Origin of the sequence: Roseobacter phycocola (assembly GCF_042055075.2) — a bacterium.
Classification (GTDB): Bacteria; Pseudomonadota; Alphaproteobacteria; order Rhodobacterales; family Rhodobacteraceae; genus Roseobacter.
The window spans coordinates 1,358,327-1,383,461 of record NZ_CP194010.1; the positions used below are offsets into that span (position 1 = coordinate 1,358,327).

21 protein-coding genes are annotated in these 25,135 nt (G+C 60.5%); 12 read left to right on the top strand and 9 right to left on the bottom strand.

Going from position 1 to position 25,135, the window contains the following annotated elements; all coding sequences use genetic code 11:
- Positions 1 to 19 precede the first annotated feature (19 nt).
- From trkA to hflX, 4 genes are all read left to right on the top strand, one after another.
- Complete coding sequence (gene trkA / locus AB4K19_RS06745) at positions 20 to 1,396, top strand: Trk system potassium transporter TrkA (protein WP_375227676.1); 1,377 nt, start codon at positions 20 to 22, stop codon at positions 1,394 to 1,396.
- Between the two features lie 3 nt (positions 1,397 to 1,399).
- Positions 1,400 to 2,953, top strand: a complete 1,554-nt coding sequence (locus AB4K19_RS06750; protein WP_436399355.1) for a TrkH family potassium uptake protein — start codon at positions 1,400 to 1,402, stop codon at positions 2,951 to 2,953.
- Positions 2,954 to 3,084: 131 nt separating this feature from the next.
- A complete protein-coding gene (gene hfq, locus AB4K19_RS06755; protein ID WP_007119530.1) occupies positions 3,085 to 3,324 on the top strand; it encodes an RNA chaperone Hfq in 240 nt (79 codons plus the stop codon).
- A gap of 95 nt (positions 3,325 to 3,419) precedes the next feature.
- Positions 3,420 to 4,619 (top strand): GTPase HflX, encoded by a 1,200-nt coding sequence (gene hflX / locus AB4K19_RS06760; protein ID WP_436399532.1) that lies wholly within the window; start codon positions 3,420 to 3,422, stop codon positions 4,617 to 4,619.
- A gap of 87 nt (positions 4,620 to 4,706) precedes the next feature.
- Here the strand turns inward: hflX and AB4K19_RS06765 are convergent, their stop codons facing one another.
- A complete protein-coding gene (locus AB4K19_RS06765; protein WP_436399356.1) occupies positions 4,707 to 5,270 on the bottom strand; it encodes a pseudouridine synthase in 564 nt (187 codons plus the stop codon).
- On the bottom strand, positions 5,271 to 7,739 hold the full coding sequence (locus tag AB4K19_RS06770) for a penicillin acylase family protein (RefSeq protein ID WP_436399357.1): 2,469 nt from the start codon (positions 7,737 to 7,739) through the stop codon (positions 5,271 to 5,273).
- 100 nt (positions 7,740 to 7,839) lie between these two features.
- Between AB4K19_RS06770 and AB4K19_RS06775 the strand changes: the two genes are divergently transcribed.
- From AB4K19_RS06775 to AB4K19_RS06785, 3 genes are all read left to right on the top strand, one after another.
- Positions 7,840 to 8,712: an NAD(P)-dependent oxidoreductase gene (locus AB4K19_RS06775; RefSeq protein WP_375227678.1), complete on the top strand. Its 873-nt coding sequence runs from the start codon at positions 7,840 to 7,842 to the stop codon at positions 8,710 to 8,712.
- 423 nt (positions 8,713 to 9,135) lie between these two features.
- On the top strand, positions 9,136 to 9,501 hold the full coding sequence (locus tag AB4K19_RS06780; protein WP_436399533.1) for a PAS domain-containing protein: 366 nt from the start codon (positions 9,136 to 9,138) through the stop codon (positions 9,499 to 9,501).
- A 63-nt stretch (positions 9,502 to 9,564) separates the two neighbouring features.
- Positions 9,565 to 10,209 (top strand): hypothetical protein, encoded by a 645-nt coding sequence (locus AB4K19_RS06785; protein ID WP_375227679.1) that lies wholly within the window; start codon positions 9,565 to 9,567, stop codon positions 10,207 to 10,209.
- Between the two features lie 29 nt (positions 10,210 to 10,238).
- Here the strand turns inward: AB4K19_RS06785 and AB4K19_RS06790 are convergent, their stop codons facing one another.
- On the bottom strand, positions 10,239 to 10,805 hold the full coding sequence (locus AB4K19_RS06790) for a YSC84-related protein (RefSeq protein ID WP_375227680.1): 567 nt from the start codon (positions 10,803 to 10,805) through the stop codon (positions 10,239 to 10,241).
- 105 nt (positions 10,806 to 10,910) lie between these two features.
- Entirely contained in the window at positions 10,911 to 11,915 is a 1,005-nt protein-coding gene (hemB, locus tag AB4K19_RS06795; protein WP_436399358.1) for a porphobilinogen synthase, read from the bottom strand.
- 121 nt (positions 11,916 to 12,036) lie between these two features.
- On the opposite strand from hemB, the gene AB4K19_RS06800 reads away from it, so the two are divergent.
- Together AB4K19_RS06800 and mfd are read left to right on the top strand one after the other, a co-directional pair.
- Positions 12,037 to 12,564, top strand: a complete 528-nt coding sequence (locus AB4K19_RS06800; RefSeq protein WP_375227682.1) for a component of SufBCD complex — start codon at positions 12,037 to 12,039, stop codon at positions 12,562 to 12,564.
- Between the two features lie 33 nt (positions 12,565 to 12,597).
- Complete coding sequence (gene mfd, locus AB4K19_RS06805; RefSeq protein WP_375227683.1) at positions 12,598 to 16,062, top strand: transcription-repair coupling factor; 3,465 nt, start codon at positions 12,598 to 12,600, stop codon at positions 16,060 to 16,062.
- 3 nt (positions 16,063 to 16,065) lie between these two features.
- Here mfd and AB4K19_RS06810 read toward each other — a convergent pair whose 3' ends face one another.
- The 3 genes from AB4K19_RS06810 to AB4K19_RS06820 form a co-directional block, all read right to left on the bottom strand.
- Positions 16,066 to 17,259 (bottom strand): MFS transporter, encoded by a 1,194-nt coding sequence (locus tag AB4K19_RS06810; RefSeq protein ID WP_436399534.1) that lies wholly within the window; start codon positions 17,257 to 17,259, stop codon positions 16,066 to 16,068.
- A gap of 151 nt (positions 17,260 to 17,410) precedes the next feature.
- On the bottom strand, positions 17,411 to 18,052 hold the full coding sequence (locus AB4K19_RS06815; RefSeq protein WP_375227685.1) for a DsbA family oxidoreductase: 642 nt from the start codon (positions 18,050 to 18,052) through the stop codon (positions 17,411 to 17,413).
- Positions 18,049 to 19,563, bottom strand: coding sequence for a class I adenylate-forming enzyme family protein (locus AB4K19_RS06820; RefSeq protein WP_436399359.1), 1,515 nt, complete (start codon positions 19,561 to 19,563; stop codon positions 18,049 to 18,051). Before AB4K19_RS06820 ends, AB4K19_RS06815 begins: the two co-directional genes overlap by 4 nt.
- A gap of 66 nt (positions 19,564 to 19,629) precedes the next feature.
- Here AB4K19_RS06820 and AB4K19_RS06825 point away from each other — a divergent pair, with 66 nt between their 5' ends.
- Positions 19,630 to 20,253 carry a helix-turn-helix domain-containing protein gene (locus AB4K19_RS06825; protein WP_436399360.1) on the top strand — a complete coding sequence of 208 codons (624 nt, stop codon included), beginning with the start codon at positions 19,630 to 19,632 and terminating at the stop codon, positions 20,251 to 20,253.
- Here AB4K19_RS06825 and AB4K19_RS06830 read toward each other — a convergent pair.
- Positions 20,242 to 22,065, bottom strand: a complete 1,824-nt coding sequence (locus AB4K19_RS06830; RefSeq protein WP_436399361.1) for an extracellular solute-binding protein — start codon at positions 22,063 to 22,065, stop codon at positions 20,242 to 20,244. The two genes, AB4K19_RS06825 and AB4K19_RS06830, sit on opposite strands and share 12 nt — an antisense overlap.
- 417 nt (positions 22,066 to 22,482) lie before the next feature.
- Between AB4K19_RS06830 and AB4K19_RS06835 the strand changes: the two genes are divergently transcribed.
- A complete protein-coding gene (locus tag AB4K19_RS06835) occupies positions 22,483 to 23,268 on the top strand; it encodes a 3-hydroxybutyrate dehydrogenase (RefSeq protein ID WP_375227687.1) in 786 nt (261 codons plus the stop codon).
- A gap of 57 nt (positions 23,269 to 23,325) precedes the next feature.
- Positions 23,326 to 24,363, top strand: a complete 1,038-nt coding sequence (locus tag AB4K19_RS06840) for a patatin-like phospholipase family protein (RefSeq protein ID WP_375227688.1) — start codon at positions 23,326 to 23,328, stop codon at positions 24,361 to 24,363.
- On the opposite strand, the gene AB4K19_RS06845 is transcribed toward AB4K19_RS06840, so the two are convergent.
- Positions 24,364 to 25,080 carry a DUF502 domain-containing protein gene (locus AB4K19_RS06845; protein WP_375227689.1) on the bottom strand — a complete coding sequence of 239 codons (717 nt, stop codon included), beginning with the start codon at positions 25,078 to 25,080 and terminating at the stop codon, positions 24,364 to 24,366.
- Positions 25,081 to 25,135: the final 55 nt, after the last annotated feature.

The window sequence follows — 25,135 nt, forward strand, 5'->3', positions numbered from 1 at the left end:
GCTCTGAAGGACGCAAAGCATGAAGGTCATCATCTGCGGTGCCGGCCAGGTTGGCTGGCAGATCGCGCGGCATCTGTCCGGTGAACGCAATGACGTCACCGTGGTCGACAACAACCCAGATCTCGTGCGCCGGGCAACGGATTCCCTTGATGTTCAGGGCATTGCGGGGTTTGCCAGTTATCCCGACGTGCTGGACAGGGCAGGGGCGCGGGATGCGGAGATGATCATCGCGGCGACCCATTCGGACGAGGTCAATATGGTGACCTGCCAGGTGGCGCATTCGGTTTTCGGGATTAACCGGAAAATCGCGCGCCTGCGCAGCCAGTCCTATCTGGATGCCATCTATTCCGATCTTTACCGCCGCGATCACATGCCGATTGACGTGGTGATCAGCCCCGAAAAGGAAGTGGCAGCAGCAGCATTGCAGCGGCTCTCTGCACCCGCGGCCTTTGACACCGAAGTCTTTATGGAGGGCAAGGCTCACCTGCTTGGCATCAGCCTCGATGAAAGCTGTCCGGTGCTGAACACCTCTCTGCGTCAGCTGACGGATCTTTTTTCGACACTGCGCGCTGTTGTCGTCGGTGTCCGGCGCGAGGGCACGCTTTTTGCACCTGAGGCGAAGGATCAGCTTTTTGCGGGCGACGAATGCTACATCTTTACCCATGTCGACGATATCCCGCGCGCGATGGAGATCTTTGGCAAAAAGCAATCCAAGCAGGAGCGCGTGGTACTGGTGGGTGGCGGCAATGTCGGGCTGACGGTTGCGCGCGCACTGGAAAAGCGCGTTGCGCGGGTGCGCACCAAAGTCATCGAAAAGAGCCGCCATTGTGCGGAACGTGCCGCCGAAGCGCTGGAACGCACGATCGTGCTGAACGGGGACGGGCTCGATTCCGGGCTGCTGGCCGAAGCAGGCATTGCGCGTGCGGATGCAATGCTGGCGGTGACCGACGACGATAAAACCAACATGCTGGCCTGTGTGCGCGCCAAGGCCGAAGGCTGTGCTTATGTGATCGCGCTGATCAATGACCCGACGCTGGTGCCGCTGATGGGGCCACTGGGGATCAACGCCTATATCAACCCGCGTGCGACAACTGTGTCGTCGATCCTGCGACATATCCGGCATGGCCGCGTGCGTGCCGTCTATTCCATCGGCGACGCCGAGGCCGAGGTGATCGAAGCCGAAGTGCTGTCAACCTCGCCTCTTGCGGGTCGGAAAATCTCGGAAATTGATTTCCCCGAAGGCGTGCTGGTCGGTGCTCTGCGCAAAGGGGACGAAGTGATCCGGCCGGTGGGCAGCACCCGTATCAGCGAAGGTGACGTGATTGCTATTTTTGCCCTGACAGAAGACGTGCCGGAAGTGGAACGTCTGATGCAGGTCTCTATCGACTTCTTCTGATCCATGGCCCGCGCACGACAAAGCCCCGGGCGCAGATCAGCACTGGAACAGCTGCTGCAGATGCCGCTCTTTCTGCTGATCTTTGGGGTGGCCTCTGTCTCTATGCTGGTGCCGGCGCTGCATGGTGGTGCGATCCGCGAACTGGCAACCGCACGTGCGTTTTTCTACAGCAGTCTTCTGGGGCTGATCATCTTCGGCATGGTCGCCACAGCCCACGCCGGGCGCAAACCGCGCCATGGTACGCTGGGAACGCTTTTGTCACTCTTTTCAACCTTTGTGTTCCTGCCGGTTTTTCTGGCGGTTCCCTTCTTTGAGGGGCTGGGGACCACCACTTTTATCAATGCCTATGTCGAGATGGTCAGTGCCGTCACAACTACTGGTGCCACGCTTTTTGACCGGCCCGCGCGGCTGAACGATACGCTGCACCTTTGGCGGGCGCAGGTCGGCTGGATGGGCGGGATTACCATGTGGATCGCCGCATCGGCCATTCTGGCCCCGCTGAACCTCGGCGGTTTTGAAGTGACGGCCCAGGCTGAACCCGGGCAACGGGAAAGCCAGAGCACCATTTACGGCCGCACAAATCCACGGGACCGCCTGTTGCGTGTGGTCTCAACCCTGGTGCCCATCTATGTCGGGCTGACGCTGCTGCTGTGGATACTTCTTTTTGTGAGCGGCGACCGGCCGCTCGTGGCGCTCACACATGCAATGTCGGTCATGGCGACCTCGGGTATTTCGGCGGTGGGCGGCGTCGGCGATAACGGGTCCGGTTTCACCGGCGAGATCCTGATGCTGCTCTTTATGCTGTTTGCGCTGTCGCGTCTGACGTTTTCGTCTGACACCATTACGGCGACGCAGGGCGGTCTGAGCACGGATCCGGAATTCAGGCTTGGGCTGGCGATTGTCCTCGGCGTGCCCCTTGTCATTTTCCTGCGTCACTGGATCGGGGCGCTGGATTTCGAGACGGGTGAAGAGCTGCAGGCGGCGATCCGCGCATTCTGGGGAGCGCTCTTCACTGTGATGTCCTTCCTGACAACCACCGGTTTTGCCAGCGCGGGCTGGTCAGAGGCCCAGGCCTGGTCCGGCCTGCAGACACCCGGCCTGATCCTGATGGGGCTCGCGCTCATCGGGGGCGGGGTCGCGACCACTGCCGGTGGTGTCAAACTGCTACGGGTCTTCGCACTCTATCTGAACGGGCGGCGGGAACTGGAAAAGCTTGTGCATCCATCCTCTGTGAGCCGCGCAGGCCGGGAAAGCCGCCGAATTCAGCGGAACGGCGCCTTCATTGCATGGATTTTCTTCATGCTTTTTGCGCTTACGCTGGCCGCAATCACGATGCTGCTCGCCCTGCTGGGGGTCGACTTTGAGGATGCGATGGTGCTGGCCGTGGCGGGATTGTCGACCACCGGGCCGCTCATCTCATTTGCCGCCGAAGACCCTATCGCTCTGGTTGAACTCAGCGGCGGCGCTAAGGCGGTTTTCTGCGCGGCAATGGTCCTTGGCCGGCTGGAAACCCTTGCCATTATTGCGCTTTTGACGCCTGATCTCTGGCGCGGCTGACCTGCCCGCGGGAATAGGTCCGTAACGGACTGTTTTTTGGGGTGGAATCTCGGCGCTGTCCCCTTCATACTCTGCCCGGAGGGAGAGGGTCCGGTCCGCGGTCCCCGGCAAGAAAAAAGGCGAATACCAGAATGGCGTCGGACAGACAGAATCTTCAGGATGCGTTCCTGAATCACGTGCGAAAAACCAAAGTGCCCGTTACGATCTTTCTGATCAACGGGGTAAAACTGCAGGGTGTGATCACCTGGTTTGATAATTTCTGTGTATTGCTGCGTCGCGATGGCCAGTCTCAGCTGGTGTATAAACACGCCATTTCGACAATCATGCCAAGCCAGCCGATCAGCCTTTATGAGGGCGAAGACGCTTCTTGAGCCGTCCCACATTTCAGATCGACAATACCGCTGGTCCAAAGGTGACCCGCGCCTGGGTGCTGCATCCTGACATCCGTTCGGATGCTGAGCGCCGTATGCCGGAGTACGCTCTTGAGGAGGCGGTATCGCTCGCGCGTGCGCTCCCGGAGCTCGAAGTGATCGGTGCCGATATCGTGCCGCTCAAAACCGTTCGGGCTGGCATGCTCTTCGGGTCCGGCAAGATCGACGAACTCAAGGCCTGCTTTGAAGCGGCAGAGATTGACCTTGTGCTGGTGGACGGCCCCGTCAGCCCTGTGCAGCAGCGAAACCTCGAAAAAGCCTGGGGCGTCAAACTGCTCGACCGGACGGGCCTGATCCTGGAGATTTTCAGCGATCGCGCCGCGACCCGTGAAGGTGTGCTGCAGGTCGAGATGGCAGCGCTCAGCTATCAGCGCACGCGGCTGGTGCGGGCCTGGACCCACCTTGAACGCCAGCGGGGTGGTCTCGGGTTTGTGGGTGGCCCGGGGGAGACGCAGATCGAGGCGGACAGGCGTGCCATCGACGAACAGCTTGTGCGGCTGCGCCGCCAGCTCGACAAGGTGGTAAAGACCCGCGCACTGCACCGGGCCGCCCGCGCCAAGGTGCCGTACCCGATTGTAGCACTTGTCGGCTACACCAATGCGGGGAAATCGACTCTCTTTAACCGGCTAACAGGGGCCGAGGTCATGGCAAAGGATATGCTCTTTGCCACACTCGACCCGACCATGCGGCGGCTGCAGCTGCCCGAGGGACCGGAGGTGATCCTGTCGGACACGGTTGGATTTATTTCCGATCTGCCCACCGAACTGGTGGCCGCGTTCCGGGCGACACTCGAAGAGGTGCTGGCTGCAGATGTGATCTGTCACGTCCGGGATATCTCGCATCCGGAGACCGAAGAGCAGGCAGTGGATGTGCGGACCATCATGGCCTCCCTTGGTGTCGAGGACGACCGGCCGACCTTTGAGATCTGGAACAAACTGGATCTGCTGCCGGAGAGCGAGGCGGAAGCCATGCGCGCCCGCGCGGCACGGGACGAAAATGTGTTTGCCCTGTCCGCCCTGACGGGGGAAGGCATTGATCCGCTGCTTGAGGCCGTCACGACGCGTCTGGAAGGCGCACGCCAGACAGAAACCCTGTCGCTGGGCTTTGCGGATGGCAAGAAACGGGCCTGGCTTTTCCAGCAGGACATTGTGGAACGCGAAGAGCAGAACGAGACAGGTTTCGATATCACTGTGCGCTGGACGAGGGCGCAGCAGGATCAGTTCGCGCGGCTTTAAAGCGTCTGACGAAATACAGTATTGTTTAACGCGCTGAAGTCCTGGGTTTCAGGCAGCGCTAAGTGCTTAAGTTTTGCGTACGACGCTTCAGGGCCCGTCTGCATCCGCATACCGCCAGGCCCCCGGTGCCAGGCTGTTCAGCTGCCAGGCGCCAACCTGTACCCGGATCAGCCGCAGACAGGGCAGGCCCACATGGGCGGTCATGCGTCTTACCTGCCGGTTGCGCCCTTCGGTGATCGTGATGCGCAGCCAGTGATCGGGCACCGTTTTGCGGAACCGCACGGGCGGATCACGGGGCCAGAGCGGATCAGGCTCAGTAATCTGTGTGACCTCAGCGGCGCGTGTCGGCCCGTCCTTCAGCGTGACCCCTCGCGCCAACTGTGTCACAGCATCCGCATCCGGGGCGCCCTCCACCTGCACAAGGTATGTTTTGGGCATCTTGTGCTTCGGGCTGGCGATCCGCGCCTGCAGACGGCCATTGTCGGTCAGGACCATCAGGCCTTCGCTGTCCCGGTCCAGCCGGCCGGCGGGATAAAATCCTGGCACGTCGATAAAACCCGACAGGGTGGGGCGCGGTGAGCCTTCGGTGCCTTTGTCCGTGAACTGGGACAGGACACCAAAGGGTTTGTGAAACAGGATAACGCGGGCCATCTATTCCTGCGGGCGCAGAATGGTGACACCGACCGAAGCGGCGCGGGCCAGGTCCTCGTCAAGCGACATCGGTATGTATTCGCCCCGCCGCCACAGCTGCGCCATGTCATCGTAGTGCCGCGACAGAAAATGCCCGGACTGGCCGGTGGAGGTAATAAATACGGAACTGTCGGGATCGGCAAAGTCGTAGACACCACGGTAGGCGGCCCCATGCACGTTGTGGAACGGGTCCGGCCCGTTTCCGCCACGCGTCAGACCGCGCTGCAGGGTATTGTCACCACCGTTTGTGGACTGGCGGATGTTCACAAAGAAGCGCAGCACCGGCACACCTCCCAGCACCTGATGGTCATGGGTCGCCTGATGCGCGTCGCCCCAGCGCAGGGTTTCCAGAGCCGGTCCCCAGTTTTCACTGATCCAGATCAGCGCGTCATCCAGCGCAAGCCGCGCCATGTCCGCACAGGTTTCTTCCGGCGCGGACTGGATCACATCGCACCAGACGGCTGCGCCGTTCACATCCCGGAAGGCACGCTCGATAAAGAGCGGCTCCACATGGGTCAGTTCCTGTGCCAGCGGTCCCAGTTCATCCTGCACCATACGGGCCTGCAGACTGCGCAGCCAGGCCATGTAGATCAGCGGCTCGGGCATGTGTTCGTTCATTTCACCGGACCAGCTGGCCAGCAGGGTCAGGGCACGCTGGCGCTGGCGCAGCGGTGTGCCTTCGGGTGCGGCCTCGCCGGTGAACCACAGTTCTGCTCCGATCAGCGGCAGCAGGGACCTGGCGGTGAAACTCACATTGTCCAGCTGCGCCTCGATGAAGCTGTCGCGCGTGTGGACCTGGCGTGCCTGCATCAGGCGCTGCCAGCGTTGCACACGCTGGGTGTCGCCCCAGACAAAGGACACGTGGTTTGGAAACGGCCTGTCCACGACCTTGTTGTTGGTGTTGCCCAGAATGCCGCCATTGGGTGCTGTGACCCGCGGGTTTGAGGCATAGGGCAGGCGGCCCTGCCAGCGGTTGGCGGCAATCCACCCCGGGCTGGGCATCCGACCCTGGCTCTGATGGTTCGCATCGCGCCGGGGCATGGCCCCGATCATTTTCATCGCAATTTCTTTGCGGTCCGCGAGGATCAGGTTCTGGGCCGGGGCCACAAAGCTTTCGGCAGCATCAATGCCTTCGCTCACGGATTTGGCGCGCATCAGCTCAAGTGCTGCGGCCATTGAAGTGTCATTGGGGCTGAGAACGGTCCAGGCGAGCGATGCTACATGGCCGGGAGGTGTGATGGTCGCCAGATTGTAATGCGTGCCGGGCAGGACAGGGCCGTTGTCGGTCCACCGCAGCGTGATCGTAACAGGCGTTTCATCTTTGATGTTGATGATCGAAGAACGTGTCTCAAAAGTTTTGAAACCGTCAGGGGTCCGGTATTCCTCGGGGTTATCCGGGTTCAGCGCCTCGATATAGACGTCCTGATCGTCCATCCCTGCAGATGTAAGTCCCCAGCCAAGCTCCGCGCTCCGGCCTGTCAGAACAACCGGCATGCCAGGAATGGTGCCACCGATCACGCCACCGCTTTCCAGTTCCAGGCGCGCCAGATACCAGATTGCAGGCGCGGTAAAGCCCAGATGCGGGTCGTTCGCCAGCAACGTACCACCGGCCGCCGACCGTGTCGGATCCGCAGCCCAGGCGTTTGACGCACCGGCCATCATCCGCCGTTTGAACGGCGACAGTGGGTGATCATCATGGCGCAGGCTTTCTGCGAACCGGGGCGCTTCGGGAAAAAGCGCTGAATATTCCGGCAGCGCCACAACGCCTGTGCCGGGCGCGTCAGGCAGGATGTCAGCCAGCCGGTCAGCATCCGGTACTGCAAGTGACATCCGGGCGCGCAGCACTTCGGCATCAAGGTGTCCCGACAGCTGCAGACCCATCAGTTTGATGATCGCAAGCGAATCCGCCGGCCGCCAGGGGGCCATCGGCGCGTTGAAAAGGAACATCTCCGGTGCACCGCGCCCCAGAGCCTGCGCGTTTACCTGATCCAGCCGGACATTCACGCCAGTGGCATAGGCCCGCAACATGCGCATCGTGCGTTCGTCCTGGGCATCAACCGATGCCGTGGCGAGGGTGTAAAGATCCAGGCGGCGCAGCAGTTTGTCCACATTGAGCGTCGCGGTGCCGAATATCTCAGACAGCCGCCCCTGTGCGGTGCGCCGCATCATTGTCATCTGCCACAGACGGTCCTGCGCATGGGCAAAACCAAGGGCGTAAAAAACATCCTCGTCGGTGGTGCCGAAAATATGCGGCACGTTGGCGTTGTCGCGTACAATTTCGACCGGCGCGTTCAGGTAGGGTACCTCGATCACCGCGTCGTATTCCGGCAGTGACCGGGACGCGAGGTAGTACACCAGGCACACACCCAGAACCACCAGCGCAATCATCGCCCCCGCGAGACGCATCAGCCATTTGAAGATCAGAGCCATCTGCTGCCCCGTGAATATCCCGCCGGTTTGTTGACCCGGCGCATCTGACTGTTAGGTAGGACAGCAGCGTAACGCAACACCCAAAGGGAGGGATTGAAATATGGCCAAGGTGGCATTTCTGGGGCTGGGCGTCATGGGCGGCCCGATGGCAGGACATCTTCAGAAGGCAGGCCATGAGGTCACAGTCTATAACCGCACCGCGGCGCGGGCGGAAAAATGGGTGGAAACCTACGGTGGCGCAATGGCGCTCACCCCGCGTGAGGCAGCGGACGGCGCGGAATTCGTCATGGCCTGTGTCGGCAACGATGATGACCTGCGCAGCGTCTGTCTGGGCGATGACGGAGCCTTTGCAGGCATGGGGAGTGGCACGGTTTTTGTAGACCACACCACAGTGTCCGCCAAAGTGACCCGCGAACTTTTTGCAGCAGCCGGCGACAGTGGGGTCAGTTTTGTGGACGCGCCGATTTCCGGCGGTCAGGCTGGCGCGGAAAACGCTGCCCTGTCGATCATGTGTGGTGGTGAAGAAGCCGCCTATGACCGTGCGCTGCCGGTGATGGAAGTGTATTCCAAAATCTGCCGCCGCATAGGAGACAGCGGGGCAGGTCAGATGACCAAAATGTGCAATCAGATTGCCATTGCCGGTCTGGTTCAGGGCCTGAGCGAAGCGCTGCATTTTGCGGACAAAGCGGGCCTCGACGGTCGTGCAGTGGTTGAGGTGATCAGCCAGGGCGCCGCTGGGAGCTGGCAGATGTCAAACCGTTATGAGACGATGCTGGACGATCATTTCGACCACGGTTTTGCGACCGACTGGATGCGCAAGGACCTTGGTATCTGCCTGAGCACAGCGGATGAGACCGGAGCCAGCCTGCCGGTCACGGCACTGGTTGACCAGTTCTATAAAGACGTGCAGAAAATGGGCGGCGGCCGCTGGGATACCTCCAGCCTGTTCAAGCGGCTGCAGGCGCTCGGTTGAGCCTGTTATTGGCTTCCTGAGCGGCGCGCTGATTTTCGGATGCAGAAAAGAATCGGCACCGTAAAATTCGTTTACGGTGCCGTATGGCCTGCGAGTCTGCAGAATGCCCCCGGAACCCCAGCTCAAAAAAGTGGCGAGGAAGCCCGGCTGCGTTCTGTTTTTTAGGCAAGGGGTGGGGGCAGCACCACAAAAACCAAGAAAAGCTGGTCTGGTTTACCAAACGGCAAAGATTTGGAAGCCACTTTTGAGGTCGAAACGATCCCGGAAGCAGAAGAACATGAACTCCAAAAACCAAATACTGAATTCAATGGAGTCTAAGGATTTCCAGGCAGAAGAATTGTTTTTTCCCGGACTGACAAACGCGGCGTAATCAGGTTTTCCAATGAAACGTTCTGTCGCATCAGCGTATACGAATGGAAAGCACTGCGTGGAGCGCCCCACAAAATCATCAGGCATCCGAACATGCCGCGCGGTGTATTTCATCTTCTGTGGGAGTGCCTTGGACGGTCGACACCGGTCGGAGGTTATGTCCAGAACCTGAGCAAAGATGGAACGCATTACTGGGTTTTTGCCGTCATGGTTCCGACAGATGACGGATATCTTTCCGTCAGGCTGAAACCCCTCGGACCAAGGCTGACCCGAATTTCCAAACTGTATCTCGATCTGCGGCGCAGAGAACTCGACGACGATATTTCTCCGCAGGAAAGCGCGAATGCTTTGCTGGACGCGCTGAAAAAAGATGGCAGTAAATCTTACCAGCACTTTATGGTTACAGCTCTGAACGAATAGATTGCGGCACGACAGAAGGCACTGGGACTGGGACCGGACGCGTCACTTGGATCACTGGAAAAGATGTTGGAAGCAGTGGCTCAGATCGAAGAAAACGCGCGAACGGTTGCCAGCATCTTTGAGGAGACCAAGCAGATCCCGCACAATATGAAACTGCAGGCACAAAAACTGGAAGGGCGCGACGGCCCCATCGGCGTCATTTCGGGTAATCACCAGGACATGATGCGCTCGCTCGAAGAGGCTGTGACAGGTTTTTCCCGCACGGCTCAGGAAAGCGCCGATCACATTGGTCAGGTTTGCTTCGTAACATCGACCACGCGTTTGCTGTCGGATATTCTGGATGGCTTTGACAATGAAGTGACGCCGGATGATGTCGACAAGAAGGCCGAGGAGGCCCGCCTCGAAAAACTGAAACGTACATCCGGTGATGTGCTGGTAACGGGGCTGAGGGATCTGGCCAGGCGCAGCAAGCATTTCGCTGATCGCTGCCGCGATATCCGCCGGGTGATGTCCGGCCTCGAAATGACCCGCATTATGTGCAAAATCGAACGGGCCGGCCTGACAAGGGACGCGGACGGGCTGGACGAATCCATTGCAGAACTGAACAGATGCGAAAGCGAGCTTTCAGCCGTCATTCTCAGGATTGAAGCGAGCGTTGCGTTTATTCAGGAAACGCAGGTTTCAGCGGATCCGCTCAAAGCGGCCTGAACCGCTGAAACACTGTCGCCGGAAGCCGCTCAGGGAATGATGCGCGTGTATTTGGTGCCCTGCAGTGTCGCGCCGACGCGCAGACCAGCACGCCCGAACACAGCAGCAATCACTGGTGTCAGAGCCGTCGTGGTATTGGCGCTCACGCCGTCTCCCTGATCGGAAACAACGTATTCAATGTCACCGCCGGCCGCCCAGCCGGAAGAGCGCCGGAAGTTCGCCAGCGCATCCTCGGTCATAAAGAAAAGCACATGCGCATATTGCTGCGCGCCGATCTGCAGACCGCCGGTGATCTTGGTCGTCGAATAATAATCAACGGTGATCCCGTTGACCCGCAGCGCACCCTGACCATACGCGCCACCAAAGCCGAATCCGGCCTCTGTCACCAGCGGCATCACAAGGATACCATTGGCCTTGTCCGCAAGATTACGGGTGTTGGGGTAGCTCTGGTACATCTGTTCCAGCGTTGCATCCACGCGTGCGTCGATCTGGGCGCCACCGGGGGAGCCAATGCCGTTGCCGCATGCTGCGGTAACGGCCACACCGGCGAATGCACCTATGGTGAATACCCGCCGGGAAATTCCTGAACGTTTCATATGATTGCCTGTATTCTGTTGCCCGAACGCCGGTTTGCCCGGCTTATGCGCAAACATACGCCGATTGCGCGGCTCTGTCACCCCAAACTGCCGTGATTGCGCGGCTTATCGCTGTTTGGCCAGCAGGCGGGCGGCGGCCGGTGCGAAATAGGTCAGGATGCCGTCGCAGCCCGCGCGTTTAAAGGCCATCAGGCTTTCCATCATGACCTTTTCCCCATCGATCCAGCCATGTTCTGCCGCCGCCTGGATCATCGAGAATTCACCCGACACCTGATAGGCGTAGGTGGGCGCCCCAAAGGTGTCCTTCACCCGCCGGCAGATATCGAGATAGGGCAGCCCGGGTTTCACCATGACCATGTCCGCTCCCTCGCGCAGATCGCGTTCGATCAGCCGCAGCGCTTCGTCGGAATTCCCGGGATCCATCTGATAGGTTTTCTTGTCACCGGTCAGCGCGCCGGATGCGCCCACGGCGTCACGGAAAGGCCCGTAAAAGGCCGAGGCGTACTTTGCCGAATAGCTCAGGATCATCACCCGCTGATGGCCCGCGGCCTCCAGCGCACTGCGCATCGCACCGATACGGCCGTCCATCATATCTGACGGGCCGATAATATCAGCACCGGCCTCGGCCTGGGCGAGCGTCATTTTCACGAGCGCCTCAACTGTGCGGTCATTGACGATCTCGCCGTCTTCGACAAAGCCGTCGTGCCCGTTGATATTGTAGGTATCCAGTGCGACGTCGGTCATCACCGCAATTTCCGGCACCGCCTTTTTGATCGCCCGGATGGCGCGGTTTGCGTGGTTTTCAGGGTCCCAGGCGCCGGCACAATCCTCGGTCCGTTCCTCAATGCCCGTGTAGGGAAAAATGCAGATCGCCGGAATGCCCAGATCCGCCGCCTCGCGCGCCGCCTCAACAATCCTGTCGACAGAGCGCCGGAAAACGCCCGGCATCGAGGGCACCGGTTCCTCAATACCGTCGCCGGACCGCACAAACACCGGCCATATGAAATCATCCACGCTCAGCGTGTTTTCACGCGTCAGAGCGCGCAGCGCAGGTGACTGGCGGGACCGGCGCAGACGGGTCGCCGGAAAAGAAGCCTGTGTGGGTCGCATGTGGGAGGTGTCCAATTTCTGTTACACCTGAGATTTGCACGTATTTTTACCCAAGCCAAGGCTAGGATTCGTCACAAAGCGCAGCTAAGACACTCGAAACCTGCAACCAAAGCACGCGCCCTTGGATTTCTATTCTTCCGTTTTTGAGCTGATCGACATGCGGTCTTTCTCGAACCTCTGGTTCTGGATCGCACTTGCCGTGATGTGGTCCACGGCCAGCCACTGGGTTCTGGGCGTGCCCTTTGACATGGTGCAGCGCGCGCGCCGCCACGGCGGGCAGTCCGAACAGGATCTTGAGGATCTCGTCCGCATCAATACCAACCGTCTGCTGTTTATCGCGCGGGTCTCCGGCCTCTGGCTGCTGACACTGGGGTGTTTTCTGCTGACGATGCTGGGTGGACTTGGGTTTTTTTACGGGCTGGAAATCGCCCAGGCGCTGTTTCTGCTCGGCCTGCCGATGTCTGTCATCGCGCTGATCTCGCTGTCGACGGCGCGCCTTATTCAGGCAGAAGATGCGAGCGGCGAGCTCTTGTGCCGGCGGCTCACGCGGCACAGGCTCTACGTCCAGATGATCGGGGTGGTGTCAATTTTTGTCACCGCGCTGTGGGGAATGTACCAAAACCTCTCTGCGGGCGTTCTGGGCGGTTGACACCAGCGCCCGATGGGCCAATTGAAGCAGCCCATGGCTGACACTTCGCATATAACTGTCTCGGGCGTGCCCGAAGGCTTTGACGCCCGGTTCCTGCTGCAGGAACTGGAGCGTGGCGGCCGTCCCGTGATGCATATTGCACGCGATGACAAACGGCTGGCGGCAATGCAGGCGGCCCTGCGGTTTTTTGCCCCTGATCTTCCGGTCATGGTGTTCCCGGGCTGGGATTGTCTGCCCTATGACCGGGTGTCGCCGAATGCCGATATTTCCGCCCGCCGGATGGCAACGCTCGCGGCACTGGTGCACGGGATGCCGGACAGGTTTGTTCTGCTTACCACGCTGAATGCGGCCAGCCAGAAGATACCCGCGCGCGATGTGCTGCGGGATGCCGCCTTCACGGCGCGTGTCGGCGACCGGATTGACGAAAAGGCCCTGCGCGCCTTTCTGGTCCGCATGGGATTTGTGCAAAGCCCCACGGTTACCGAACCTGGCGATTACGCGGTGCGGGGCGGCATCGTCGACATTTACCCGCCGGGTGATCTGGGGCCGGTCCGTCTCGATCTTTTCGGCGATGTGCTGGACGGTGCGCGACGGTTTGATGCTGCAAGTCAGCGTACAACCGAAAAGCTGGATATCGTTGAGCTGGCGCCCGTGTCCGAGGTTATTCTGGATGAGGCTGCGATCACCCGGTTCCGGCAGAATTACCGCATCGAATTCGGTGCGGCGGGCACGGATGATCCGCTCTATGAAGCGATCAGCGCGGGGCGCAAGCACCAGGGCGCAGAGCACTGGCTCGGCTTCTTTCATGAACAGCTTGAGACAGTGTTCGATTATCTGCCTGACGCCGCCATCACACTGGATGATCAGGTCACCCCGACGCGTCTTGCACGCTGGGAAAGCATCGCGGATCAGTATGAAACGCGCCGCCTCGCTATGGCCAACCGCTCGAAAATGGATACGGTGTATAAACCGGCACCACCTGAGAGCCTGTATCTGGACGATGACGCCTGGAACGCTGCGGTTTCTGACCGGCGTGTCCTGCAGCTGGCCGCTTTGCCCCAGGCGACCGGTCCGGGGGTGACGGATGCCGGTGCCCGTATCGGACGGAACTTCGCGCCGGAGCGACAGCAGGAATCTCTGAGCCTTTTCGGTGCTCTGGCCGCGCATGTTAAAGCAAAACTGGACACAGGTCCTGTTTTGATCGCCAGCTATTCCGAAGGGGCGCGTGAACGCCTGACCGGGCTGATCGAGGACGAAGGTCTGGCCGAAGCGATCCCCGTACCTGACGCCACGCGCATCGGCAAACGCGGGCTGCATCTTGCCGTCTGGGCGCTGGAGCACGGGTTTGAAGCGCCCGGCCTGACGGTGATTTCGGAACAGGACGTGCTGGGGGACCGACTGATCCGCAGCACCCGCAAAAAACGCCGCGCCGAGAACTTCCTGACCGAAACCCAGTCCCTCAGCCCCGGCGATCTGATCGTGCACGTGGATCACGGCATCGGTCGCTACAAGGGGCTGGAGGTTGTGACCGCCGCCGGCGCGGCGCACGAATGCATCCTGCTGGAATATGCAGAGCAGGCAAAGCTTTACCTGCCTGTAGAGAATATCGAGCTGTTGTCCAGATACGGGCACGAAGAAGGGCTGCTGGACCGGCTGGGCGGTGGTGCCTGGCAGGCGAAGAAGGCACGCCTCAAGGAACGCATCCGCGAGATCGCCGACAAGCTGATCCGGGTGGCCGCGGAACGCGCGCTGCGCAAGGCGCCGGTGCTGGAGCCGCCGCCGGGCATGTGGGACGCCTTCAGCGCGCGTTTTCCTTATCAGGAAACGGATGATCAGCTGCGCGCCATCGGCGAGGTGATTGATGATCTGACCTCCGGCAATCCGATGGACCGTCTGGTCTGTGGCGATGTGGGCTTTGGGAAAACCGAAGTCGCGATGCGCGCAGCCTTTGTGGCCGCCATGTCCGGTGTTCAGGTGGCGGTGATCGCGCCCACAACACTGCTGGCACGTCAGCACTACAAGAGCTTTGCCGAACGCTTCCGCGGTTTCCCGATCAACGTCCGCCAGCTCAGCCGCTTTGTCAGCACCAAAGAGGCCAATGCCACCCGGGATGGCATGGCGCGCGGCACCGTCGACATCGTCATCGGCACCCATGCGTTGCTTGCGAAGGGCGTTCGTTTTCAAAACCTGGGCCTGCTGGTCATTGATGAAGAACAGCATTTCGGGGTCACGCACAAGGAGCGTCTGAAACAGCTGCGCACGGACATCCACGTGCTGACCCTGACCGCCACGCCGATCCCGCGCACGCTGCAGCTCAGCCTGACCGGCGTGCGGGATCTGTCGATCATTGGCACACCGCCGGTCGACCGCCTGGCGATCCGCACCTATGTGAGCGAATTTGACGGTGTCACCCTGCGTGAGGCGCTGTTGCGCGAGCATTACCGGGGCGGTCAGTCTTTCTATGTTGTGCCGCGCATTTCCGATCTGCCTGAAATTGAGGAATTCCTCAAAGAACAGCTGCCCGAACTGACCTACGTTGTTGCGCATGGTCAGATGGCCGCCGGGGAACTCGATGACCGGATGAACGCCTTTTATGACGGCAAATTCGACGTCCTGCTGGCCACCACCATTGTCGAATCCGGTCTCGATATTCCCACCGCCAATACGATGATTGTGCACCGGGCGGATATGTTTGGCCTGGCCCAGCTTTATCAGATCCGGGGCAGGGTGGGCCGGTCCAAAACGCGTGCCTATGCCTATCTGACGACGAAACCGCGCGCGAAACTGACCCCCACGGCGGAAAAACGGCTCCGTGTGCTGTCGAGCCTCGACACACTGGGCGCCGGTTTTACGCTGGCCAGTCAGGATCTGGACATCCGTGGCGCCGGCAATCTGCTGGGCGAGGAACAGTCCGGACAGATGCGCGATGTGGGATTTGAACTCTATCAGTCGATGCTGGAAGAGGCGATTGCCAAGATCCGTGCGGGCGAGATGGAAGGCCTCAGCGAGGCAGACGATCAGTGGGCGCCGCAGATCAACCTTGGGGTGCCTGTGCTGATCCCCGAAGACTATGTGCCTGATCTTGATGTGCGTCTGGGGCTTTACCGACGTCTCAGCAGTCTCAGTACCAAGGTTGAACTCGAAGGTTTTGCCGCCGAGCTGATTGACCGGTTCGGCAAACTGCCGCGCGAGGTCAACACGCTGATGCTGGTTGTACGGATCAAGGCCATGTGCAAACGCGCGGGTATCGCCAAACTGGATGGCGGTCCGCGTGGGGCCACGATCCAGTTCCACAATGACAAGTTTGCCTCGCCCCAGGGGCTGGTCGAGTTCATTCAGGATCAGCGCGGCATGGCCAAGGTAAAGGACAACAGGATTGTTGTCCGGCGTGACTGGAAAGCCGACAACGACAAGATCAAAGGGGCTTTTGCCATCGCCCGCGATCTCGCTGAAAAGGTTGTCGCCGAAAAGAAAAAGCGCAAAGCGAAAGCGGGCTGAGCGTTACTCTGCCGGAACGCGTGCCTCTATCCGCGCCATGTAAAGCATAAGACCGGTGGCCAGCGTCGCCATGACGAACACCGCGCCCACAAGCGGCCGGATCGTGCCATCAAAAAGCAACCCGATGGGCGAGGCGATTGCCGCAGCAAGCACGGTCGATACAGCGCCGATCACGCTGGCCGCCATGCCCGCGATGTGGCCCATCGGCTCCATAGCAATGGCGTTTAGATTGCCGACGGTCAGCCCGGCCTGGAAAAAGACATAGGCCTGCCAGACCGCGAAAAACGCGAACCCCTGCGGGCCGATCCCGCCCGCGCTGATCAGCATCACGCCCGACAGGCCGATCTGGATAAAAAGCGCAATGGTCACGAGCCGCCGCATGCCAAGCCGTACCACCAGGATCGCGTTCAGCAGGCTGGCCAGTGCGGACACCAGCGCGATGCCACCAAACCAGAACGGAAAGCTCTCCAGCTTATCAAAGACCTTTTCGTATATCGGCTGGATCAGCATCAGCAGCGAGAACAGGATGGCCATGCACAGCGTCTGCACGAAAATCGACAGACGCACGACCGGATGGGCAAACATCTGTCGCACCGCATCAAAGATCAGGTGTGGCCGGATCGGGCGTCTTTGCGCGACAGGCAGCGTTTCCGGCAGCCGCAGGCCCAGCCAGAAGGCCGAGATCAGCGAAAACACGATGAACGCCATGAAAATCCCGCGCCAGCCGCTGAATTCGATGATCACGACACCCATGGCCGGTGCAAATGCTGGCACCAGTGTGAAAATCATCATGGCAATCGACAGGATCCGGGCCATTTCGCGGCCGGAAAACAGGTCACGGATGATCGCAACCGACACCACGCGCGGACCGGCCGCACCGATGCCCTGCGCGATACGGGCGGCGAGGATCACTTCGAACGAGGCTGAGGCCCAGGCCACCGCGGCAGAGGCAATGTAGAGCCCCGCGCCACAGAACATGATGGTGCGGCGGCCAAAGGCATCCGACAGCGGACCGGCGAAAAACGTGCCCAGCCCCATGCCCAGAACAAAGGATGTCAGAATGAGCGGCGCCCGCGTCGGATCATCCGGCGTGAGTTCCATGGCGATTTCCGGCAGCGCGGGCAGCATTGCATCGATAGAGAAGGCAATCGTCGCGAACATCATTGCCATCAGCGCAATGAATTCACCCCGTCCCATCGGTATCGGATTTTGCGACCCACTCACCCGTCAGTACCCTGCACACCCGCGCCCGAAATTTGGCGCGCTTTAGCGTCAGAAGTAACCGGAAGTTGAAGTCTGCACAATCACAGAATAGCACAGGCGCCTCTGTAAAGATGCACAGGACCTGTTAGGTGTCGCCTGCAAGTTCCGTTATGACCTTCTTCCACAGCTCAGGTGGCTGAGCCCCCGGCACCGCATGTTTCCCGGCGACGATGAAGGTCGGGACAGAGGAAATTCCCATCTGGCGGCTGTGGGCGTCACGTTTGCGGATATCTTCGGCGTCCGCATCTGACTTCAGCAGCTTGGAGACCACGGCCGCATCCATTTCGATACCATCGGCAATATCGGCCAGCACTTCGTGATCGCCGATGTCCCGTGCGTCGACGAAATAGGCCTGAAACAACGCGCTCACGGCGGCTATCTGGCGGCCCTCAATCCCGGCCCAGTGGATCAGACGGTGCGCGTCCAGCGTATTGGGCGTGCGTTGCATGCCCTCAAAATCAATGCTGAGACCAGCCGCCTCCGCATGCTCAACCACGGGCGCATAAGCCCGCACGGCACCTTCTTTGCCGCCGAATTTACCTTCCAGATACGCGCGCCGGCCCATGCCACCCGCAGGCATTTCCGGGTTCAGCTGAAACGGATGCCATTCAATGGCAAAGGGGTGATCCGGGAAATCTGCCAGAGCGCGGTCAAGATGTGTCTTGCCGATATAACACCACGGGCAGATGGGGTCGGACATGATGTCGAGTTTGATCGTATCGGTCATTCAGGAGCCTTGAATTGGTCACGCAGGGCGCGGCGCAGGATTTTGCCGTTCGCCCCCATGGGCAGCTCAGGCATATGGATAAAGAGGCGGGGCTGTTTGTACCGCGCCAGATGTTTCTGCACATAGTCATGCAGCATCGCATCGTCCAGAGGGGCAGGTCCGGTGTAAAATGCAGCAATCACGCGGGTATCCTCGCGCAGCGCCACATCGGTCACCGCGACACCGGCAATTCCCGGCACTTCCGCCAGCGTGTTTTCCACTTCGACAGGGGAAACGCGGAAGCCGCCCGCGTTCATCATATCGTCATTGCGACCGAGATAGAAGATCTGCCCATCGTCATCCATGACCGCCTGATCGCCGGTCAGAAACCAGTCGCCCTGCATGCGCGCGGCTGTTGCCTCGGGCGCGTCCAGATATTCCAGCATCAGGCCAGGATCACTGCGATGCACGGCGATCGTGCCTTCCTGTCCGCGGGGCACCGGCCCGTCCGGACCCAGCAGCGCAATATGTCGCCCGGGCTGTGCGGACCCAAGCGCGCCTGCCCGCGCCGGGTGCGCAGGAGAGCCGGAAATGAAGGTAGAACACTCGGACATCCCATAGGCCTCGAAAACCGGTGTCCCCGTGGCAGCTGTCCAGGCCTCTGCCGTGCGCTGTGGCAGCTTTTCTCCCGCACTCAGCCCGTGGCGCAGGGCGGGCAGGGACCAGGGCCCCGCAGTGCGCATCATCTGGCGGTAAACCCCCGGTGCCGCGGCAAAAATGGTGGCGCGTGATCTGGCGATCAGGTCGGGCAGCGCATCGGATGGCATGCCCGCCGCCGGAATGACCGCCGTGGCGCCGCAGGTCCAGGGGTCCATCAGGCCGGTCCCCAGCGTATAGGTCCAGTTGAACGCACCGGCGTGCATCAGCCGGTCGTCCGGGCCCAGCCCGTACCAGCCCTGCATCATCATGCGGCGGCCCAGAATGGCACGGTGGGCATGCACAACCGCCCGGTGTGTCCCGGAAGTCCCGGAGGTGAAAATGATGTAGCCCGGCCGGTCCGGCGGACCCATGTGCCAGTCCGCCGGGGGCAGTGCCCGCCAGCTGTGCAGGGTGTCGGGCAGGATGATCCCCGGCGCGTCCGGGCAGGCCACAGAGGGGTCCTGCAGAATGACGCCAGGCCGGATCATCGGCAGAATCCGTGCCACTTCGCCCGCGGTCAACGCAGACGACGTGGGCACCGGCACCAGCCCGGCCGCCAGGGCGCCCAGATAGGCAATCGGAAAATCGACAGTATTTCCCAGCCGCATCAGAACCCGGTCCCCTGGTAACAGCCCAAGATCCAGCAGTCCGGTCGCGGTGCCGCGCACCGCCGCTGTCAGCTGGCCGTACGTCCAGGTCTCAACGGCGTCCGGTCCGTGGATTTCCAGCGCGGTCCGGCCCACAGACACCCCCGCCTCAGTCAGCACATAGGCCGCCAGATTGAACGGGTCAGGGATCTCGGGCGCGCTGGCCTCATGCACAACAGAAAGCATAGGCCACCTGCTAGACTGGCCTTCGGGGCGTTGCAAGCTCGCGGCGGGCCTCCTATAGAATTGGGTATGACCGACCGGGACCCCAGAAATCTGATCCGTATCGCGCGCGAAAGCGGACAGGATGCGCAGGCGGTACCCCTTGATCTGGGCGTGCGTGTGCGCGAGCTGCGCAAAGCGCGGGACTGGACCCTGGAACAGGCCGCCCGTCAGGCCGGGCTGGCACGATCGACGCTCAGCAAGATCGAGAACGGTCAGATGTCACCGACCTATGACGCGCTGAAAAAGCTCGCCACCGGGCTGGAAATATCAGTGCCCCAGCTTTTCACGCCCCCCCGTCCGGGGCAGGTCAACGGCAGGATGGCCGTCACGCGCACCGGGCAGGGCACGCCCCAGGCAACGGCCACCTATGAGCACGAACTTCTGGCGGATACGCTGACCAAAAAGCAGATGCTGCCCTATCGCGCACGCGTCCGGGCCCGCGAAATGTCAGAGTTTGACGGCTGGGTCCGCCATGACGGCGAAGAATTCCTTTATGTGCTGACCGGTGTCATCCGCCTCTATACGGAATTCTACGAACCCGTTGAGATGCGCCGGGGCGACAGTGCCTATTATGACGCTTCGATGGGCCATAACGTGGTCTCGGTCAGTCAGGAGGATGCGAACATCCTCTGGGTCACCTCACTGGTCTGAGGCCTCGTACCACCAGACATGCGGCATATAGCTGGGACCATCGCCATAGATCGGCAGGTTGTCCGGAAACTTCATTTCGCGGATATGTGCGATGCGCCCTGTGGTGAACTGCCAGAAAGGGATCACGTAGCGGCCAGCGGTCAGCACCCGGTCGAGCGCGCGCACAGCGGAAACAAATTCCTCTGACGATCTGGCCTGCAGCATCGTGTCGATCATTGCATCCGCCGCCGGTGAGGCAACGCCCATCAGGTTGCGCGACCCTTCCTGTGCGGCCGATTCCGACCCCCAGTAAAACCGCTGTTCATTGCCCGGCGACAGCGACAGCGCGCGCCGATAGGTTGTCATGTCAAAATCGAAGTCACTCGTGCGCTCCGTGAACTGCGCGTCATCGGTGGCCTCGATGGTCATCTCAACGCCCAGCCGGTCGAGCGCAGACTGGTATATGTCGGCGATGGCGCGGTTTTCAGCACTGTTCTGTGCGATGAGCAGGGTGAAGGCCAGGGTGTCACCGGCGGCATTTCGCATCACGCCGTCCTGTGGGCTCCAGCCGGCCTCCTCCAGCAGCGCCATGGCCCGCCGGATGCCTTTGCGGTTTCGCAGGGACCCGTCACTGACCGGCAGTTCGTATCCCTCAAGTGTGCCCGGCAGCAGTTCGTCCGCAAAGGGGGCCAGTAGTCCGGCAACCGCCTGGGGTGCGGGTCCCGGCTCCATGGCGAGGGCCGAATTGGAGAAGTAGGAGGTGATGCGCGGCTGCGCGCCCCCCGTCAGCGTGTCGTTGATATACTCGAAGTTGAACGCGTGGATCAGCGCCTCGCGGACTCGCCAGTCATCAAAGGGCGCGCGGCGGCTGTTCATCACGAAACCCGTCATGCCGGATGGTTTGGAATGCGGGATCTCCGTTTTCACAACCTCTCCGCGTTCGACAGCGGGAAAGTCATACTGGCGCGCCCATTTTTCCGCGTTGAATTCGCGCACTGCGGAAATCTCGCCTGCCTTGAACCCCTCAAAGAGCACTGAGGCATCGCCATAGAAATCCAGTTTGATCCGGTCAAAGTTATGCGTCCCCGCCCGGAACGGCAGATCAGCGCCCCAGTAATCAGGATTGCGGCTCAGCTCCACGAACCGGCCGGCCTCATAGTCACTGACAACATAGGGTCCGGTGCCAAGCGGGATGTCACCGATCGGCGCATTGGCGAAATCCCGGCCTTCCCATTGTGCCCGGCTCAGGATGGGGCGCATGCCCGCCAGCAATGCCAGTTCGCGGTTTTCCGTGTTGAAGGTGATCTTCAGGCTGCGGGGGCCGGTCTGGGTGATGCTGTCAATCTGACCGGCCAGCCCGAGGTACCTGGGATGCCCCTGCGTGGCCAGGAGGTCGTAGGAGAAAATCACGTCGTCCACTGTGACCAGTGTACCGTCTGAAAAGAGGGCGTTTTCCCGCAGCGTGAAGGCGACCCAGGAGCGGTCGTCCGGCACCTCAACCGATTCGGCCAGCAGACCATAAAGTGCAAAGGGTTCGTCCCAGCTGCGGCCCATCAGGGACTCGTGGGTGAAAAACCGCAGCTGCCATGGCACGGTCCCTTTGCGCACAAAGGGGTTCAGGCTGTCAAAACCGCCGGTGTTTCCAAGCGTTATGCTGCCGCCTTTGGGCGCATCCGGCCGGGCATAGGGCAGGGACACAAAATCCGGTGGCAGCGCCGGATCACCATACATAGATAGACCATGCTGCGGCTCAGCAACCGCGTGGGTTGTGCAGAGAATCGCCGCGACAATCAGCATACCCGCCCGGATACGGTGGAAAAAAACCGTGCTCATTTTGGAGACAATCCCCTGCTGCCCTTATTTTCATTGCCCATAACCTATCGGTGAATTTACGCGTTATCAAACTTTTAGCTTGGACAGCGGCGTCGGATTGCTTATAAAGAGATCACTGCTCGATAGGTTTCTTGCCTGTATGAAACCTGCCTCAATAACTTAACGCCTGCCTTGTGCAGGCGTTTTTTTTGGCCTGCTGTCCTGGGCGGATCACGATATCGGGCGGGACCGGGTTTCTGCGGATTTCTCATTCACTTTGCAGCTGCAGCAAGGCATGATCACTGCAACGCAGCAAAAAGCACTTTGCGTTTGATTTGAATCGCAACCCGCTGTCTCTCGCTTCGCTTGAACGCGGAACGCGATGCAGGGTGCCTCAGAAAAACGCAAAGTGCTGTAAGACAACCGGGAGAGCGTCACATGGCATTTGAAATCTCACTCAGCGGAAAGACCGCCGTGATCACAGGATCAAACTCTGGCATTGGCCTTGGGATCGCGCGGGAACTGGCGCGGGCCGGCGCGGATATTGTGCTCAATTCCTTCACGGACAACGAGGAAGATCACGCGCTGGCGGCTGAAATCGCAAAGGAGACCGGTGTAACGGCCCGCTATATTCAGGCGGACATGTCCAAAGGAGACCAGTGCCGGGCCCTTATCGAAAAGGCAGGTGTCTGCGATATTCTTGTGAACAATGCGGGCATCCAGCATGTGGCGGGCATCCCTGATTTCCCGGTGGAAAAGTGGGATGCCATCATTGCGATCAATATGTCGTCGGCGTTTCACACAACGGCGGTCGCCCTGCCGATGATGCGCGCGGCAGGCTGGGGCAGGGTGATCAACATCGCCTCCGCCCATGGTCTGACCGCATCGCCTTATAAATCTGCCTATATTGCTGCAAAGCACGGCGTGGTCGGGCTGACAAAGACCACCGCGCTGGAAACGGCGAAGGAACCCATCACCGCGAATGCGATCTGTCCCGGATATGTCCTGACGCCGATCGTTGAAAAACAGATCCCGGACACGATGAAAGAATACGATATGACCCGGGATGAGGTCATTGAGAACGTGATGCTGACACGCCAGCCGTCCAAAGAATTCGCCACCGTCGAACAGATGGGGGGTACTGCGACGTTCCTGTGCTCGGATGCTGCGGCGCAGATCACAGGCACAACGATCTCTGTGGATGGTGGCTGGACAGCGCTCTGAGGATTTCATGCCTCCGGCAGGGATATTTCGGGCCAGAAGAAAGGGAAGGTGTCGGTTATGGCGGAAAAGCGTATCAATCTTGCCCTGCAGGGTGGCGGTGCCCATGGTGCCTTTACCTGGGGCGTGCTGGACAGGTTGCTGTCTGAGGAAGACATTCACATCTCGGCTATTTCGGGCACGAGTGCCGGTGCGCTGAATGGTGCTGCGTTCAAGGCCGGGATGATTGAGGACGGGCGTGACGGCGCGCGGGCGCGTCTGGACTGGCTGTGGCAGGAGGTTGGCGCGCGGCCGGACATGCACATTCCGCAGTGGATGACGCCGTTCTCGCTGGGGGATTTCTCCACCGCACTGGAATACTCCTGGCCCGTTATGGCGTCAGAGGCGTGGTCGCGGATGTTTTCGCCTTATTCTTACGGGCCGTTTTACCGTAACCCGCTGGAACCGATCGTCAGTCAGCTGAACTTTGACTATGTCTGTCAGGAAAACGGGCACGGGCCCTGTCTGTTCGTCTGCGCCACGCGGGTGCGCAATGGCAAGGTCCGGGTATTCAAGGACAGCGAGATCAGCACGGAGGCCATTCTGGCCTCTGCCTGTCTGCCCACGGTGTTTCAGGCGGTCGAGGTTGAGGATGCCGAAACCGGCACTGTCGAGGCCTTCTGGGACGGTGGATACACCGGCAACCCAGCGCTGTTTCCGCTCTTTCACGGCAATCTGCCGGACGACATTCTGGTGGTGAACATCAACCCGCTGGAGCGGACAGAGATTCCGCGCACGGCTCAGGCCATTCAGAACCGCATCAATGAGATCAGTTTCAACTCATCCCTTCTGCGGGAACTGCGCGCCATTGAATTCGTTCAGCGGCTGCTGGAGCAGGGCACGCTCAGTACGGATCAGAAAAACCGTGTGCTGGTGCATATGATCGCCGATGATGCGCTGATGAACGAGCTGTCGGTTGCGACGAAACTGGTGCCGACGCCTTATACGCTGGCGCGGCTGAAAGAGGCCGGGCAGCGCGCAGCGGATGTCTTTATTGACCAGCACAAAGAGGATCTGAACCTGCGCAGCACCGTCGATCTGCCGGCGATGTTCGGCTGACTACATCTGCCCGGGTGGCACTGACGGATCTTTGTCGTTCGGATAGACGAGGCCTGCGGAGATCACCAGTTTGGCTGCGTCCTCGACGGTCATCTCAAGTTCGATCACGTCCTGCTGCGGCACGAAGAGCAGAAACCCGGAGGTCGGGTTGGGTGTGGTTGGCAGGAAAATACTCAGCATCGGACTGCCGTCGTTTGCCCGTGCGGCAATCTCGCCCTTGGTATTGGTCGAGATAAACCCGATGGCCCAGATGCCCTTGCGCGGGTATTCGATCACGCAGGCCTTCTCGAAAGAACGTTCCGACTGGGCGAATACGGTCTCCGAAATCTGTTTGATGCCGGAATAGATGGTGCGGACAACCGGCGTGCGTTCCACAAGGCTTTCTGCGAAGCGGATCATGGACCGGCCGATGATACCCTTGGCCATCCAGCCGACGATCACCGTGAAGATCAGGAAGATAATCACACCGATGCCGCGCACGTTGATCTGCACGGAAGGGTCCAGCCCCAGCAGGTCCTGGATCAGGCGGTCCGGCTGATAGGCGCGCGGCACCAGCGGCAGGACAAATCCGTCAATCCAGCCCACAACGGACCAGATCAGCCAGATCGTCAGACCCACAGGTGCGATGACAACCAGGCCTGTCAGAAAGGAGGCGCGGAGACTGGCGAAAAGGCTGCGGCGGGACGGGGGCGTTTCAGGATCGAAGGGCGTGTTCATTCAGGTTCCAACGGATGATGCACTGGATAGTTAGGCGCTTTGGCAGTGCTCCACA

Excerpts from the sequence above, each read along its gene's own strand:
- AB4K19_RS06775 (WP_375227678.1), top strand. The coding sequence starts at position 7,840 with ATGGCCAAGGTGGCATTTCTGGGGCTGGGCGTCATGGGCGGCCCGATG.
- AB4K19_RS06835 (WP_375227687.1), top strand. The coding sequence starts at position 22,483 with ATGGCATTTGAAATCTCACTCAGCGGAAAGACCGCCGTGATCACAGGA.
- AB4K19_RS06810 (WP_436399534.1), bottom strand. The coding sequence starts at position 17,259 with ATGGGACGGGGTGAATTCATTGCGCTGATGGCAATGATGTTCGCGACG.
- AB4K19_RS06840 (WP_375227688.1), top strand. The coding sequence starts at position 23,326 with ATGGCGGAAAAGCGTATCAATCTTGCCCTGCAGGGTGGCGGTGCCCAT.
- mfd (WP_375227683.1), top strand. The coding sequence starts at position 12,598 with ATGGCTGACACTTCGCATATAACTGTCTCGGGCGTGCCCGAAGGCTTT.
- AB4K19_RS06765 (WP_436399356.1), bottom strand. The coding sequence starts at position 5,270 with ATGGCCCGCGTTATCCTGTTTCACAAACCCTTTGGTGTCCTGTCCCAG.
- AB4K19_RS06825 (WP_436399360.1), top strand. The coding sequence starts at position 19,630 with ATGACCGACCGGGACCCCAGAAATCTGATCCGTATCGCGCGCGAAAGC.
- AB4K19_RS06845 (WP_375227689.1), bottom strand. The coding sequence starts at position 25,080 with ATGAACACGCCCTTCGATCCTGAAACGCCCCCGTCCCGCCGCAGCCTT.
- trkA (WP_375227676.1), top strand. The coding sequence starts at position 20 with ATGAAGGTCATCATCTGCGGTGCCGGCCAGGTTGGCTGGCAGATCGCG.
- AB4K19_RS06790 (WP_375227680.1), bottom strand. The coding sequence starts at position 10,805 with ATGAAACGTTCAGGAATTTCCCGGCGGGTATTCACCATAGGTGCATTC.
- hemB (WP_436399358.1), bottom strand. The coding sequence starts at position 11,915 with ATGCGACCCACACAGGCTTCTTTTCCGGCGACCCGTCTGCGCCGGTCC.
- AB4K19_RS06830 (WP_436399361.1), bottom strand. The coding sequence starts at position 22,065 with ATGAGCACGGTTTTTTTCCACCGTATCCGGGCGGGTATGCTGATTGTC.
- hflX (WP_436399532.1), top strand. The coding sequence starts at position 3,420 with ATGCCGGAGTACGCTCTTGAGGAGGCGGTATCGCTCGCGCGTGCGCTC.
- AB4K19_RS06770 (WP_436399357.1), bottom strand. The coding sequence starts at position 7,739 with ATGGCTCTGATCTTCAAATGGCTGATGCGTCTCGCGGGGGCGATGATT.
- AB4K19_RS06815 (WP_375227685.1), bottom strand. The coding sequence starts at position 18,052 with ATGACCGATACGATCAAACTCGACATCATGTCCGACCCCATCTGCCCG.
- hfq (WP_007119530.1), top strand. The coding sequence starts at position 3,085 with ATGGCGTCGGACAGACAGAATCTTCAGGATGCGTTCCTGAATCACGTG.
- AB4K19_RS06750 (WP_436399355.1), top strand. The coding sequence starts at position 1,400 with ATGGCCCGCGCACGACAAAGCCCCGGGCGCAGATCAGCACTGGAACAG.
- AB4K19_RS06785 (WP_375227679.1), top strand. The coding sequence starts at position 9,565 with ATGTTGGAAGCAGTGGCTCAGATCGAAGAAAACGCGCGAACGGTTGCC.
- AB4K19_RS06820 (WP_436399359.1), bottom strand. The coding sequence starts at position 19,563 with ATGCTTTCTGTTGTGCATGAGGCCAGCGCGCCCGAGATCCCTGACCCG.